The organism is Xylanibacter rodentium (assembly GCF_013166575.1).
Lineage (GTDB): Bacteria > Bacteroidota > Bacteroidia > Bacteroidales > Bacteroidaceae > Prevotella > Prevotella rodentium.
In genome coordinates this window covers 1-14,720 of record NZ_JABKKE010000028.1, presented here as the reverse complement: position 1 = coordinate 14,720, position 14,720 = coordinate 1, and the positions used below count along the sequence as shown (strand labels likewise).

Genomic DNA, 14,720 nt, shown 5'->3' with positions numbered 1-14,720 from the left:
GCGTATGAACGACGACAAGCTGGGGAGGATAATCGACCTCCCGAAGATATTCGACCCGAGGGGCAATCTCACGGTGGCGGAGAGTCGCAAGAACGTGCCGTTTGATGTGTCGAGGGTGTACTGGGTGTATGATGTGCCTGCCGGCGAAAGCCGTGGCGGGCACGCCCACAAGCAGTGTCTGGAGTTTATCATCGCCGTGAGCGGCAGTTTTCATGTCACGCTCGACAACGGTCGTGAGCGCAAGACGTTCCTGCTCAACCACCCGTATCAGGGCTTGCTCGTGGATACCGGTGTGTGGCGCACGCTCGACGATTTCTCGTCGGGCGCGGTATGCCTTGTGCTGGCTTCCGACCTCTTTGATGAGACCGACTACATCCGCGACTATGACGAGTTCTTGAGGGAGTATAATTCTTTGTAATAGGGAGTTAGAGGAGTTAAAGGGAGTTATCGCTCCCTGCAGTCGCTCAGGAGTTAAAGACAAAAGCCTCAGTGGCTCGATATAATCATGCAACAAAGCATATGTTTTTAACTCCTGAGCGGGCTATGCCCGCGATAACTCCCTTTAACTCCTCTAACTCCTTTTATAAAAAAACAATGTTCGAACTAAAGAGATATTCACCTGCCGATGCTGCGGAATGGAACGCCTTTGTGGCCGGGTCGAAGAACGGGACATTCCTTTTCGACCGCAGTTACATGGACTACCATGCCGACAGATTTCGTGACCACTCGCTTATGATATACCGCGAGGGACGGCTCTATGCGCTGTTGCCGGCCTGTATCGCGGCCGACGGCACGTTGTGGTCGCACGGCGGACTGACCTACGGCGGAGTCATACTCTCGGCGTCGGCATCGGCTGCCGATACGGTGCGGCTGTTTGCCGAACTTAACGACAGTCTGCGTTCCGAGGGTATACGGCGCGTGGTGTATAAGGCGGTGCCGTGGATATATCATCGTCTGCCGGCCGAGGAAGACCTGTACGCCATATTCCGCGAGTGCAATGCCCGTTTGCTGGCGCGCGACATATCGTCCGCGATATTCCTTGACGCACGGGTGAAGTGGAGTCATGGTCGCAAGTGCGGTGTGAGCAAGGCCCGAAACAACGGCGTGACGGTGGAACAAAGCGACAATCTCGCTGCTTTCTGGACCGTGCTCACCGGCAATCTCAACGCCCGCTATGGCGTGAATCCGGTGCATACGGTGGGCGAGATGGAACTGTTGGCTTCGCGTTTCCCCGACCGTATAAAGCTCTACGTGGCGCTGAGAGACTCGCGCGTGGTGGGCGGAACGCTGCTCTACGACTTCGGCAATGTGGTTCACTCGCAGTACATTTCGGCAGATGATGAGGGCAAACGCCTCGGAGCCATCGACGCTATCTACGACCGCATACTCAATCATGACTTTGCCGACCGCCGCTGTTTCGACTTCGGTAAGTCGACCGTTGAGCACGGCCACGTTCTCAACGAGTCGCTCATATTCCAGAAGGAGGGTTTCGGCGGGCGTGGCGTGTGCTACGACACTTACGAGTGGACGCTGTGACGATGGGCGCATGTGCCGGTTGCGTCATGATGGTTTTACTATGATATAATTGTGCTATGATAAAATATCTGGAACTGAAAAAGGTTACCGCCGCCCACGGACGTGAGATAAACGAGACTGTGAGCAGGGTGGTGGAGGGCGGATGGTATCTGCAAGGTGAGGCGGTGGCACGCTTCGAGAAAGAATATGCCGACTATATAGGTACACGTCACTGTGTGAGCTGTGCCAACGGGCTCGATGCCCTGACACTCATTCTGCGTGCCTATATGGAGATGGGGGTGATGAAGGAGGGTGACGAGGTGATTGTGCCCGCCAACACTTATATCGCGTCTATACTTGCCATAACCGGAAACGGACTGAAGCCTGTACTTGTGGAGCCGCGGCCCGACACTTTGCAGATAGACGACCGGCTTATAGAACAGGCGATAACAGAGCGCACCCGTGCTGTGATGATTGTCCATCTGTACGGGCGCATGGCATATACCGATCTTATCGGTGACATATGCCGCCGCCATGGCCTAAAGTTGATAGAAGACAATGCCCAGGCGCATGGACTTCTTCATTCTTCATTCAAAAAGACTGGTTCTATTGGCGATGCGGCCGGTCACAGTTTCTATCCGGGGAAGAATCTCGGGGCTTTGGGCGATGCCGGGGCCGTGACTACCGATGACTGCGAGTTGGCCGAAACGGTGCGTGCTTTGGCCAACTACGGTTCGGAGCGAAAGTATGTGTTCCGGTACAAGGGACGCAACAGCCGTATGGACGAGTTGCAGGCCGCCGTGCTCAGTGTCAAGTTGCGCTATCTTGATGAGGATAATGAGCGTCGGCGCATCGTGGCCCGGAGATATATGGACGAGGTGAGTAATCCGTTGCTCGTGATGCCTGCGGACGATTATTGGCGGCACAGTGTATTCCACATCTTCCCTGTGCTCACACCGCGACGTGACGAGTTGCAGCAGTATCTGGCAGACAACGGCGTGCAGACTGTGATACATTACCCGATACCTCCGCACAGACAGCAATGCTATCAAGGAATGTGGGAACGGGATATGCGGTTGCCTATAACCGAACGTATACATCGTGAGGAACTCAGTATACCGTGCAATCAGATTCTCACCGATGATGAGATAATCACTGTAATAAGCCTACTGAACAAATTCGGGAGACAGTCATAGCGGACTATCTCCCGAATCTTTTCATATTATTTCAGTACAGTTTGCTTCTTGTTTGTTTCTTGCAAACGTATTACTTCACAATTTTCTTTACGGTCTTGCCGTTGGTGTACTTCACGATGCAGATGCTGCCCTTTGCAGGAGACTTGATTTGCTGACCGTTAACATTGTATATGGCTTTCACCTCTTCCTTTCCGCCTGCACCTATCGCTGCGTTGTTGATGCCTGCATACTGGGCGCTGCGGGTCTTCACGCAGTAGGTGTTGTTCTTCTTCAGGTCGGCCGATGTCACGGTGATGATTACGTCGCTGCCTCCACCGATGCAGTCAACGTCGGCTTTCTCCATTGTAACGCGTGCACCCTTGCCATTGGTAGTAACGGCGATGTCGGCGATGTCCACGTCGGCATTGTCGCCGTCTACAATGACCTCATATACATTGTCTGCGGCAGTGCCGAAGCCGTCTACCGGTGTGCCTTTGATGGTGATGCCTGTGGCAGAACAGTTGTAAATCATTTCGAGATCGTCTACATATAGTTCGTCATTACCGGTGCCTTTACCCGCTCCGGCATTGGTAGAGAATGTCATGAGAATGGTCTTGGCGTCTTTATCTGTATATGGCTCGTAGTCGAACGGTATGGTCAGTTTCTGCCATACACCGTCTTTGCTTTCGATAGTAGCGTTGGCAGCGCGTGCAACGATAATATCGGTATAGTCTTTGTCTACAGGTTCCTGATAGTAGCTGCCGTCAGTTATCACAGCCGTAACGGTTGCGTAGGGATAATCAGTCTGCGGTGTCTCCTGCGTGAACTTCACCCATACGCTCATCGAGTCGGGCTTACCGTAGAACTTGTTGTGGAACAGGTCGCCGTTTGTGTCGGTGTCCTCGCTTGTAATGTCAATGAAAGCACAGTTTTTCGGGTCGGTGGCGGACATCGCACCTGCTTGCAGACGGCCGTTGGTCATTGTTCCGTTAGCAACGACAATTCCTAATACTTTACCAGATTTTATGAGTACGCTGCTTGTACCGGCTGATCCGGGACGCGCCTCTTGGCTTATGAATGTATGGGGTACAGTGCTCACCAGACTTGCAAAAGCGCCTGTGCAACTCATGAACGAATGCCAGTTGTCCGGTTCGTCGCTTGTCACGTCTCCTGATGTGGCAGTATGGAACAACTCGAATCCGGAGTTGGCCATCTGGTAGACATCTCCGAACACCACTTCAATGTCTCCAATGCCAGGCATGTTGATGGTGATAAGGGCATACAGACGTTCGGCTGCCATCTCCGCCTTCACGTTAACGGGCACTTCGGGAAGCATCGAACCCATCCAGAAGTCTATACCAGGAGTGTCTCCGTTCTCTATCTTTATGCTTTGGCTTGTAGACAGCATGGTGGTGTTTCCTGCCGATGTGCCGTCTACGTCGGAAATGTTTATTGTTCCTACGGGCATGACATCTTCCGGATTCTTGCCGGCGGTAAGCATAAAGTTCTTCAGTTGCAGCGAATATTTTCCGTCCGGTTGTTCCTCTACGGATATGGTTGTGGTGACGGGAACGGTGGCTGTGTTGTTTATGTTCACTACCAGTTTGTCGGTATAGTCTGTGCCCATGGCTGCCACAGTCCCGGCAAATAATGTAATCAGTGTAAAAAGTTTTTTCATAAGTCTTTCTTTCTTTTTAGTATGAATGTTATAGTGTTATGTTTGTTTGGTTTTGTTCCTGACTGCGGAGAGCGTCTTCAGATAATGTTTCCGACAGTTTGTTACTTAAGTTTGTATGTGAGACCAACTGTGCCGAAGATGGGGTAGAGGGTTTGTTCTATCGTCTTGAAATCACTTTTGTGTATTCCGGTGAGACCCCACGACAGATCGGCGTAGGCACCCCAACGCTTGCTGAAGTACCAATCGGCTCCGACATCTATGCCAAATTGCAGCCGGCGCATGTCATCGGAAAAATCATAGGAACCTCGCTGTTCTTCGGTGTTGCCGAGGTTGATGCGGTCACCGGTCGGTGTACCCTCACGCAGATAGCCGTTGTAGGCATGGCCGTAGAACTTGTGTGACATGGCATAGGATATATACGGGCCGAGTTTCAACTTCACGTTGCCACCAACATGATATGTAGCCATTATGGGCACTGTGAGCAACCACTCTTCCACGTTTACAACATTGTTGCCTGTGAAATATCCTTCAAGTCTCTGTCCGCCTTGAACCATTTCCATGTGATAGTTCTTTACCCTCGCATCCACTTCCATACCCTTGTTTTCGAGGTGTATGCCTGTCATGACGCCCCAAGGGCCGCGGATGTCTTTCTGAACGTCAAATCCGTAAGACAGGTTCCATCCCGGGTCGTAACTGTCCATGCCGCGTATGGAGGAGGGTATTCCTATAGGGGCAGTTCCTCCGAGATTATAGCCCAAACGGACGTTGTAATTCAGATTGTCAGTAAGTTTCTCTGCGTTTGCGGTGATTGTCGCGATAATCAGCAACACGCATATCATAGATAATTTTTTCATCAGTGTCTGCTATAATTGTGTGTATGGATTATTCTGTTTTCTTGCATATCAGACGTACCTTGTCTATGAGTAGAGTGCTGCCCACGGCACCTTCAAAGTGGTCACCCTCGTAGCTTGACGAGAACACTATGGCGAGATTGTATCCGTAGTTGTTGAGCAAGGTTTCGTCTATATTGTCGAAATACTTGAAATCCAGTTCAAACTTGGTCCAATCCTCAGTTCCTGTCACGTCCACCATGCGGGCCACAGCCACTATGTGCGGATTGGTGAGCACGTCGTCGCCGTGCAGCATAACCTCGTTGCCGGCGTTATCGTGGTTGCGGTACATTACCGAGTATATCGAACCTTGGTCTTTCTTGCCGGGTATCTCGTTGCCGTTCTTATCCTGATATTTATCTCCCGACTTGTAACGGTAGTATCCTTCAAATTTTATGGGTGTTTTGTCGAAAGGATGTCCGAAGTTTGTAGACTTCATAGTCTCTGTAAGCACATATTTGGTATCGAAGAAGCCATAGAACAGGTTGCCGGCGGCAATCCGTTTATTGTTAATCACACCGAAAGCTCCGGTACTGCGTGTCTCAAGCTTTACTGATGCACCGTCTATTCCTTCTGCTATTGGAGTGGTGGGATATCTGTCCGGATCTTTCATCGTTGAGTATGCATATCGGAAACCGGGATTTCCTGTGGCCCACAGATATGTGGTCTTGCCATCTTCATTTTTGTCGTACCACACATAGAACTTGCCGTATTCTTTGTCAAGTTCATAGTTGTCGAAGTCAAATTTCAGGGTGTCGGTCACTGTGCGGCTCCGTTCTTGAAACGCTACGTTGTAGACACGGTTCCACTGCTTGTCCTGAGATGTGACCTTATATGTCACCGGCCCACGGCTAAAGTCTTGTAATGAGCCGTTTGCCGGCTCTATTGTCGCTCCTTCGGTTATTTTGAACATTGGGGCCATGTGTGTTATGTCACTGTTGCGTTTCACATAGAATGTTATTTCGCTTTTGCTGTACGGCACATTAATGATGGTGTCGGTTCGGTTGAAAAAAAAGTCATCCGGATTGTCTGTATGTACCCAGACCGATTCTATGTCACATTCAGCATTCAACGGCTCTTCTTTGAAACATGAGGATAGGCAACCACATAATAATATGATAACCCAAATGAGTTTTGATGATTGCATCGTCTTAATTTAATTTCTTAATATTATAGGCTTGCAAATTTACTCAAAAAAAGATTAAACGATAATCTTAATTTTGTGTTTTGACCTTGTTTTTGTGTTACTTTAACATATTTGATGAAATGTTATAGCCCCTTCAGACTCATAAAAAGAGAGTGAAGGGGCGTGTATGTAGTTGTCTGAATCAATGTATGGTCTGGTGTATTAGAAATTGCATGGCAGTGTCAGCAACTGATACATCAGTGTACGCGCCATGCGTTCGTGTCCGAGGTCGTTGGGATGCAGACGGTCGGTATCGGCTTGGTTGAAGTATTGTGCGTGCTCGTCGGACATAGGATATAGACCGCATAGTGCATTGAGGTCTATCACTGGTACGGCCCAAATGTTTCCGGCCTCTTTTGTTGCATCTACATAACTGTCGAGATAAAGCCCGCAACGGTTCTGATATTCCTCCGTGCACTGCCAGTTTTTATCACCGGCGTAGAATCCCGCACGGTGTATAGGAGTAAGGAGAACTATCTGTTTGGCGGGAAAGGCACGCTTGAGCGAGTCGATGGCAATGTTGATACGTCCCCGGTATGTTTGGGTATCCATAGCGGGGCGGCGTCGAAGTCGATTTTCCATACGCTTTACGTATTCGTGGCCGTATTCTACACTTTCCATCTGTTCGTCAAACCATTGGCCTAAAGGTACTGCATGATTGTAGTCGTTGGTGCCCATGAAGATTAGTATGGCGTCGAAGTCGTTACCATGTTCTTTTTTCAATTGTGCTGTCTGGCGCGGTATATCAGTCCATTGGCGTCCGCTGACACCGTATACCAATGGGGTTATGCCGAGCCATTCTTTAAGAAAACTCCAATATTTTTTATTGGAAGCCTTATTGTTCGGATCGGTGATGGAGTCTCCGAAATAGGCTACTTTCTTTCCTTGCCAGGGGTGGGTGATTACGCTCTGTGCCACTGAGGGCATCGTTATAAGCATGCTCATAACGATGCTGATAATTTTTTTGTTCATTAGTCTTTTATAGATTTTTATTTGTTGTATGTATGTCTTTCTGTTTGATAATCATAGAAAACTGTAAATAGATTCATTTTTCACTTGTTAATTGCAGATGTTTCATATTGTGTCCGCCCCATTTATTGTTGTTGATATGTCTGAATCCCATTTTATAATATAATTGTTCTGCTTGCGTGTTACTTTCGTCTACGAGTAATCCGATTGGTAAGGCTCCCATTTTGTATGCTTTTTCAGCGGTGGCTTTCAGTAACAATTTGGCGATGCCCATGCCGCGGTATTCAGGAAGGACTGCAAGCGAGTCGAGATACAGTTCACCGGATTGTGTTTCGGGGCTCATGCTGCTGTGGTCTATTCCAAACTCTCTTATAGCGCTGTCGATGAACGGTTGGCGCAATTCTTCCAGTCTGGCACCATCGTAGCTCACACTGATGCCCACTATGCGGCCTTTGTCATCGATGGCGCAAATGGTGTTTTCATAACTATATTGTGTGCCGGGGCTTGCTGCCAATTGTGTCATCAGTCTATGGAAATCTTCAATGCTGTGGTGCTCACCGTAAAAATGGCGGCAGCACTCCTCTGTCATGGCCATTATTATCATTCCGGCGATGTGTTGTGCGTCTTCTGGTCGTCCGAGACGCAGTGTTATTTTTTTGTTCATAATCTGTTGTTTGAGGCAAGTGCTTAATTTTGTTATGTAAATGCAAATATAGTGAAATTTATTGTTACTGTTTGGTCGCGTTCGGTCTTTTTATTGTTTTTTATGATACAAATTAAACGCTATCCGAAAAATATAAATATCTTTGCACTCGTAAATATTAAAATTAAGAAAGAAATATGAGTTACAGAGATTTTCAAATGGACAGCATGTCAAGAGACCGTGAATTGTCTATGTCGGCAGCTTTTCCGGCTTTGATGCGTAAGGTGTATGTATGGATGACTCTTGCACTTGTCATTACAGGCTTTACAGCCTATGGAGTGGCTTCAAGTCCGGGGATAATGATGACGATAGCGACAAATAGATTTTTGTTTTTTGGGCTTATTGGTGCAGAACTTCTTCTCGTAATAGGTATAACCAGTGCTATCAACAGGCTTTCTTTAGCGACAGCCACTTTACTTTTTGTTCTCTATTCGGTTATTAACGGAGCTACATTATCGTTTATCTTTGCTGTGTATACGATGTCGTCGATAGCTAACGTATTTTTTATCACAGCTGGAACATTTGCCGTGATGGCATTTATTGGATATACTACAAAGACAGATCTCTCATCAATGGGTAAGATATTGATGATGGGACTTATAGGTCTGATTATAGCTACCTTAGTCAACCTTTTTCTGAAGAGTACAGGGTTGGCTTTGATTGTAAGTTATGTAGGTGTTCTTATTTTTGTTGGGCTTACAGCTTACGATACGCAAAAGATAAAACAGATGCTTATGCAGGCGGAAGACACCGGTGAGACGGCACAGAAAATCGCACTTATTGGAGCATTGTCATTATATCTTGATTTTATCAACCTTTTTTTGTATTTGCTCAGGATATTTGGAAAGAGAGAATAATCTCCTTATATGTGTTGTTGTGTCAAAGCAGGCAGAGCAAAATATTTAGTATTATCTGATATATTATAAATGTATAAAGAAAGACAAGATGAACATTCCTATGATGTTTTTATCTTGTCTTTATTTATTTGAGCCTCTACTTTATCTTCATCACCTGACATCTTTATCATACATTTTTCCCATTCTTGTTTTAACTGTTATTTCGGTTTTCCTTTTTTACATATTTCCCGTATTTCTCATTTTTTTTCTCTTTTCTCTTGATTTACATCAATTTTAGCTGAAATTTCCTATAAAACGTGAATTTTTCTTCAAAAACATTTGGTGGGTTGACTTAAAGTGCTTACCTTTGCATCCGCTTTCAGGGTTAACGCCTTGAGGCATAAAAAACGAAAAAGAGAGAGTTCTTTGAAATATTGACAGACAGATAAGTAGTAGTACAAGAAGCATATGCGCTTATGTTTATCATAAGTGTCTATGGGTAAAAAACGAACCGTCAATCCACCTTTTGTTGGTGGTTGATACTCAAATCGGATATATGGCGTCCTGGACAGACATTTCTTTCTCTTTGCCTTTATGGTATTGAGAAAAAGAGATAACGATACAATTATTTACAATGTAGAGTTTGATCCTGGCTCAGGATGAACGCTAGCTACAGGCTTAACACATGCAAGTCGCGGGGCAGCATGGATGTCCTTTCGGGGACATCTGATGGCGACCGGCGCACGGGTGAGTAACGCGTATCCAACCTGCCCTTTACTATGGGACAGCCCGTCGAAAGGCGGATTAATACCGTATGTTGTCATGTTGATGCATATTTTCATGACCAAAGGCTTCGGCCGGTAAAGGATGGGGATGCGTCTGATTAGCTTGCCGGCGGGGTAACGGCCCACCGGGGCGACGATCAGTAGGGGTTCTGAGAGGAAGGTCCCCCACATTGGAACTGAGACACGGTCCAAACTCCTACGGGAGGCAGCAGTGAGGAATATTGGTCAATGGGCGCGAGCCTGAACCAGCCAAGTAGCGTGCAGGACGACGGCCCTATGGGTTGTAAACTGCTTTTATACGGGGATAAAGTATGCCACGTGTGGTTTATTGCAGGTACCGTATGAATAAGGACCGGCTAATTCCGTGCCAGCAGCCGCGGTAATACGGAAGGTCCGGGCGTTATCCGGATTTATTGGGTTTAAAGGGAGCGTAGGCCGGGTTTTAAGCGTGCCGTGAAATGTCGGGGCTCAACCTTGACACTGCGGCGCGAACTGGAGTCCTTGAGTGCGCGGAACGTATGCGGAATTCGTGGTGTAGCGGTGAAATGCTTAGATATCACGAAGAACCCCGATTGCGAAGGCAGCATACGGCAGCGCTACTGACGCTGAAGCTCGAAGGCGCGGGTATCGAACAGGATTAGATACCCTGGTAGTCCGCGCGGTAAACGATGGATGCCCGCTGTTGGCGATATATTGTCAGCGGCCAAGCGAAAGCGTTAAGCATCCCACCTGGGGAGTACGCCGGCAACGGTGAAACTCAAAGGAATTGACGGGGGCCCGCACAAGCGGAGGAACATGTGGTTTAATTCGATGATACGCGAGGAACCTTACCCGGGCTTGAACTGCCGGCGAACGATCCAGAGATGGTGAGGCCCTTCGGGGCGCCGGCGGAGGTGCTGCATGGTTGTCGTCAGCTCGTGCCGTGAGGTGTCGGCTTAAGTGCCATAACGAGCGCAACCCCTGTTCTCAGTTGCCATCGGGTAATGCCGGGCACTCTGTGAAGACTGCCTCCGTAAGGAGTGAGGAGGGTGGGGATGACGTCAAATCAGCACGGCCCTTACGTCCGGGGCTACACACGTGTTACAATGGGTGGTACAGACGGTCGGCGTCCGGCAACGTACGTCCAATCCGTAAAGCCGCCCTCAGTTCGGACTGGGGTCTGCAACCCGACCCCACGAAGCTGGATTCGCTAGTAATCGCGCATCAGCCATGGCGCGGTGAATACGTTCCCGGGCCTTGTACACACCGCCCGTCAAGCCATGAAAGCCGGGGGCGCCTGAAGTCCGTGACCGCGAGGGTCGGCCTAGGGTGAAACCGGTGATTGGGGCTAAGTCGTAACAAGGTAGCCGTACCGGAAGGTGCGGCTGGAACACCTCCTTTCTGGAGTGACGCCTTATATTTGTTGGTCCGTTTTTTTTTACAGCGACTTTCCATTGTCTATTGGAGCCGCCTGTTTCTTGTCTACTTCTGTCGGTCTGTTTTATGATATCGGAGACAGACGGCGCATCATCCTTAGGATGCTCCCTCCCCGCTTGGCTGCAACGAAGTCCTATAGCTCAGTTGGTTAGAGCGCCACACTGATAATGTGGAGGTCGGCAGTTCAAGTCTGCCTGGGACTACCGGCTCCTTGTACCGCCGGAATTAGGGGTGCACGGTTTTTCCGTCTTTGCGGGGGATTAGCTCAGCTGGCTAGAGCACCTGCTTTGCAAGCAGGGGGTCAACGGTTCGAATCCGTTATTCTCCACTTTTGGGACGCTCCTTTCCGCATGTCGGACAGGTGATGGTTTCCAGACGTTCTTTGACATATTGACACACAATACATGAGTACGAAACTCATAGCAAATGCCTTTCTTTTTTTTGGAGAGGTATCTGTAGTAAAGCGTCGTGGAGAGGTATCTGTAGTAAAGCGTCTGTCGTGCTTTATAAGTATGACAGCATGAAAGCAAGTAGTTCAGGGCGCATGGTGGATGCCTTGGCTCACGGAGGCGATGAAGGACGTGATAAGCTGCGACAAGCCGCGGGTAGGAGCAAATATCCCTTGATCCGCGGATTTCCGAATGGGACAACCCGTCAGTCAGTCGGACTGACATCTGTGCATAAGTACAGAGGCTAACGCAGGGAACTGAAACATCTTAGTACCTGCAGGAAGAGAAAATAACAATGATTCCCCCAGTAGTGGCGAGCGACCGGGGAAGAGCCCAAACCGGCGTTGTGTCAACGCAATGCCGGGGTTGTAGGACCACGCCGTGGTACATTGAATGCGAGCGGAAGATACTGGAAAGTGTCTCCATAGAGGGTGACAGGCCCGTACGCGAAGCATGAGATGGCCTAGTGGTATCCTGAGTAACGCGGGACACGAGTAATCCTGCGCGAATCCGCCGGGCCCATCCGGCAAGGCTAAATACTCCCGTGAGACCGATAGCGAACCAGTACCGTGAGGGAAAGGTGAAAAGAACCCCCATGAGGGGAGTGCAAGAGATCCTGAAACCATGCGCCTACAAGCGGTCGGAGCATCATTGTGATGTGACGGCGTGCCTTTTGCATAATGAACCTACGAGTTGCCGTCACTGGCGAGGTTAATTGTGATGACACAAGCAGCCGCAGTGAAAGCGAGCCTGAAGAGGGCGTACAGTCAGTGGAGGCAGACGCGAAACCGAGTGATCTACACTTGGCCAGGATGAAGTCCCGGTAACACGGGATGGAGGTCCGCACCGATAAGCGTTGAAAAGCTTCCGGATGAGCCGAGTGTAGGAGTGAAAGGCCAATCAAACTCGGAGATAGCTCGTACTCCCCGAAAGGCATTTAGGTGCCGCGTCTGGCGTTCAGCATGAGAGGTAGAGCGACCGATAGGATGCGAGGGCTTCACCGCCTGTCAAGTCCTGACGAACTCCGAATGCTCATGCTCGGTAGCCATGCAGTAAGGGGACGGGTGCTAAGGTCCGTTCCCGAGAGGAGAAGAATCCAGACCGCCGTCTAAGGTCCCGAAGTTCTGTCTGAGTTAGTCTAACGAAGTCCCGTTGCAGTGACAGCCAGGATGTTGGCTTGGAAGCAGCCATTCATTCAAAGAGTGCGTAACAGCTCACTGGTCGAGTGATGGGGCGTGGATAATAATCGGGTATAAGTCAGACACCGAAGGCGCGGGATAGTATATTGATTTATAGTATCGGTAGGGGAGCATTCCATCGGCGCGGAATCCGCGGAGACGATTTGCGGTGGAGCCAATGGAAAAGCAAATGTAGGTATAAGTAACGATAAGGAGGGTGAGATTCCCTCCCGCCGAAAGACCGAGGTTTCCCGGGCAATGTCAATCATCCCGGGGTCAGTCGGGTCCTAAGTCTCAGCCGAAGGGCGAAGGCGATGGCAGACACGGTTAATATTCCGTGACTGCCGCAAGGAGTGATGCGGTGACGGAGCAGTGACACGGCCGCGGGGTGACGGAAATCCCCGTTGACAGGTGTAGGAGTTGATCCGTGCAGTGAAGTACACACGGAGATCCGAACCTTAGAGTACGGCGTTCCCTTCGGGGAAAGCCGATAGTGCCGGTAACCATACTCCCGAGAAAACCCGCTAAACTTCAATCCTTGCGGCACCCGTACCGCAAACGGACACACGTGGTCGAGTTGAATATACTAAGGCGTTGAGCGATTCATGGTTAAGGAACTAGGCAAACTGACCCCGTAACTTCGGGATAAGGGGTCCTCACATGTTGTGAGGCGCAGAGAATAGGTCCAGGCAACTGTTTAACAAAAACACAGGGCTGTGCGAACTCGAAAGATGAAGTATACAGCCTGACACCTGCCCGGTGCCGGAAGGTTAAGAGGAGGGCTCACCAGTGATGGGAAGGTCTGAATTGAAGCCCCGGTAAACGGCGGCCGTAACTATAACGGTCCTAAGGTAGCGAAATTCCTTGTCGGGTAAGTTCCGACCTGCACGAATGGTGTAATGATCCGGACACTGTCTCAACCATGATCTCAGTGAAATTGTAGTATCGGTGAAGATGCCGATTACCCGCGATGGGACGAAAAGACCCCGTGAACCTTTACTGCAGCTTAGCACTGACCTTGGTCATCCGATGTGTAGGATAGGCCGGAGGCTTCGAAGCGGTGACGCCAGTCATCGTGGAGCCGTCCTTGAAATACGGCCCTTTGGCTGTCTGAGGTCTAACGCGCGTTAGTGTGCGGACACTGCTTGGCGGGCAGTTTGACTGGGGTGGTCGCCTCCAAAAGCGTAACGGAGGCTTCCAAAGGTGCCCTCAGGCCGATCGGTAACCGGCCTTTCAGAGTGCAATGGCATAAGGGCGCTTGACTGGGAGGGAGACATCCCGAGCAGGCAGGAAACTGGGGCATAGTGATCCGGTGCAAGTGTATGGAAACTGCATCGCTCAAAGGATAAAAGGTACTCCGGGGATAACAGGCTGATCCCCCCCAAGAGCTCATATCGACGGGGTGGTTTGGCACCTCGATGTCGGCTCGTCACATCCTGGGGCTGGAGAAGGTCCCAAGGGTTGGGCTGTTCGCCCATTAAAGTGGCACGCGAGCTGGGTTCAGAACGTCGTGAGACAGTTCGGTCTCTATCTATCGTGGGCGCAGGAGTCTTGCGTGGATCCGCCACTAGTACGAGAGGACCGTGGTGGACGGACCTCCGGTTTGCCGGTTGTGCCGCCAGGTGCACCGCCGGGTATCCGCGTCCGGAACGGATAAGCGCTGAAAGCATCTAAGTGCGAAGCCGGCCTCAAGATTAGGACTCCATATGAGGGTCGTCGCAGACTACGACGTCGATAGGGCGCAGGTGTACAGACGGCGACGTCAAAGCCGAGCGCTACTAATAGCCCGAGAGCTTGTTTTCGTGACGGATTGTCCCTGTTCACCCGGAAGGGTGCGTTTGAAGGGAGTTTCCCGTGTGTCTTTTTTGTGTTATGTGTTTTGTATCCATGTCTTGTGTGTGATAGTCATTCTGATGGACGTCATGTTATATCAGGTGGTT

At 49.8% G+C, this 14,720-nt stretch carries 9 protein-coding genes, 2 tRNA genes and 2 rRNA genes; 8 read left to right on the top strand and 5 right to left on the bottom strand.

Annotated elements, in window-relative coordinates; genetic code table 11:
* The first annotated feature begins 4 nt into the window (after positions 1-4).
* The 3 genes from HPS55_RS12530 (at position 5) to HPS55_RS12520 (ending at position 2,711) form a co-directional block, all read left to right on the top strand.
* Entirely contained in the window at positions 5-418 is a 414-nt protein-coding gene (locus HPS55_RS12530; RefSeq protein WP_172178600.1) for a sugar 3,4-ketoisomerase, read from the top strand.
* 176 nt (positions 419-594) lie between these two features.
* Positions 595-1,536 (top strand): GNAT family N-acetyltransferase, encoded by a 942-nt coding sequence (locus HPS55_RS12525; RefSeq protein WP_172178598.1) that lies wholly within the window; start codon positions 595-597, stop codon positions 1,534-1,536.
* Between the two features lie 56 nt (positions 1,537-1,592).
* Entirely contained in the window at positions 1,593-2,711 is a 1,119-nt protein-coding gene (locus tag HPS55_RS12520; protein ID WP_172178596.1) for a DegT/DnrJ/EryC1/StrS family aminotransferase, read from the top strand.
* Between the two features lie 70 nt (positions 2,712-2,781).
* On the opposite strand, the gene HPS55_RS12515 is transcribed toward HPS55_RS12520, so the two are convergent.
* The 5 genes from HPS55_RS12515 to HPS55_RS12495 form a co-directional block, all read right to left on the bottom strand.
* Positions 2,782-4,368, bottom strand: coding sequence for a calycin-like domain-containing protein (locus tag HPS55_RS12515; protein WP_172178594.1), 1,587 nt, complete (start codon positions 4,366-4,368; stop codon positions 2,782-2,784).
* A 101-nt stretch (positions 4,369-4,469) separates the two neighbouring features.
* On the bottom strand, positions 4,470-5,222 hold the full coding sequence (locus HPS55_RS12510) for a porin family protein (RefSeq protein WP_172178592.1): 753 nt from the start codon (positions 5,220-5,222) through the stop codon (positions 4,470-4,472).
* 28 nt (positions 5,223-5,250) lie between these two features.
* Entirely contained in the window at positions 5,251-6,330 is a 1,080-nt protein-coding gene (locus HPS55_RS12505; RefSeq protein ID WP_253945898.1) for a PCMD domain-containing protein, read from the bottom strand.
* A 276-nt stretch (positions 6,331-6,606) separates the two neighbouring features.
* Entirely contained in the window at positions 6,607-7,389 is a 783-nt protein-coding gene (locus HPS55_RS12500) for an SGNH/GDSL hydrolase family protein (protein WP_172178630.1), read from the bottom strand.
* A gap of 100 nt (positions 7,390-7,489) precedes the next feature.
* Positions 7,490-8,077 carry a GNAT family N-acetyltransferase gene (locus HPS55_RS12495; RefSeq protein ID WP_172178588.1) on the bottom strand — a complete coding sequence of 196 codons (588 nt, stop codon included), beginning with the start codon at positions 8,075-8,077 and terminating at the stop codon, positions 7,490-7,492.
* A 176-nt stretch (positions 8,078-8,253) separates the two neighbouring features.
* On the opposite strand from HPS55_RS12495, the gene HPS55_RS12490 reads away from it, so the two are divergent.
* The 5 genes from HPS55_RS12490 to HPS55_RS12470 all read left to right on the top strand — a co-directional run bounded on the left by HPS55_RS12490 (position 8,254) and on the right by HPS55_RS12470 (position 14,582).
* Positions 8,254-8,973: a Bax inhibitor-1/YccA family protein gene (locus HPS55_RS12490; protein WP_172178586.1), complete on the top strand. Its 720-nt coding sequence runs from the start codon at positions 8,254-8,256 to the stop codon at positions 8,971-8,973.
* A 610-nt stretch (positions 8,974-9,583) separates the two neighbouring features.
* Positions 9,584-11,117: ribosomal RNA gene (locus tag HPS55_RS12485) — 16S ribosomal RNA — on the top strand.
* 165 nt (positions 11,118-11,282) lie between these two features.
* Positions 11,283-11,356, top strand: a tRNA-Ile gene (locus HPS55_RS12480).
* A 51-nt stretch (positions 11,357-11,407) separates the two neighbouring features.
* Positions 11,408-11,481, top strand: a tRNA-Ala gene (locus HPS55_RS12475).
* Between the two features lie 196 nt (positions 11,482-11,677).
* Positions 11,678-14,582 (top strand): 23S ribosomal RNA (locus HPS55_RS12470).
* The 16S and 23S rRNA genes sit together here with 2 tRNA genes alongside, the layout of an rRNA operon.
* Positions 14,583-14,720 lie beyond the last annotated feature (138 nt).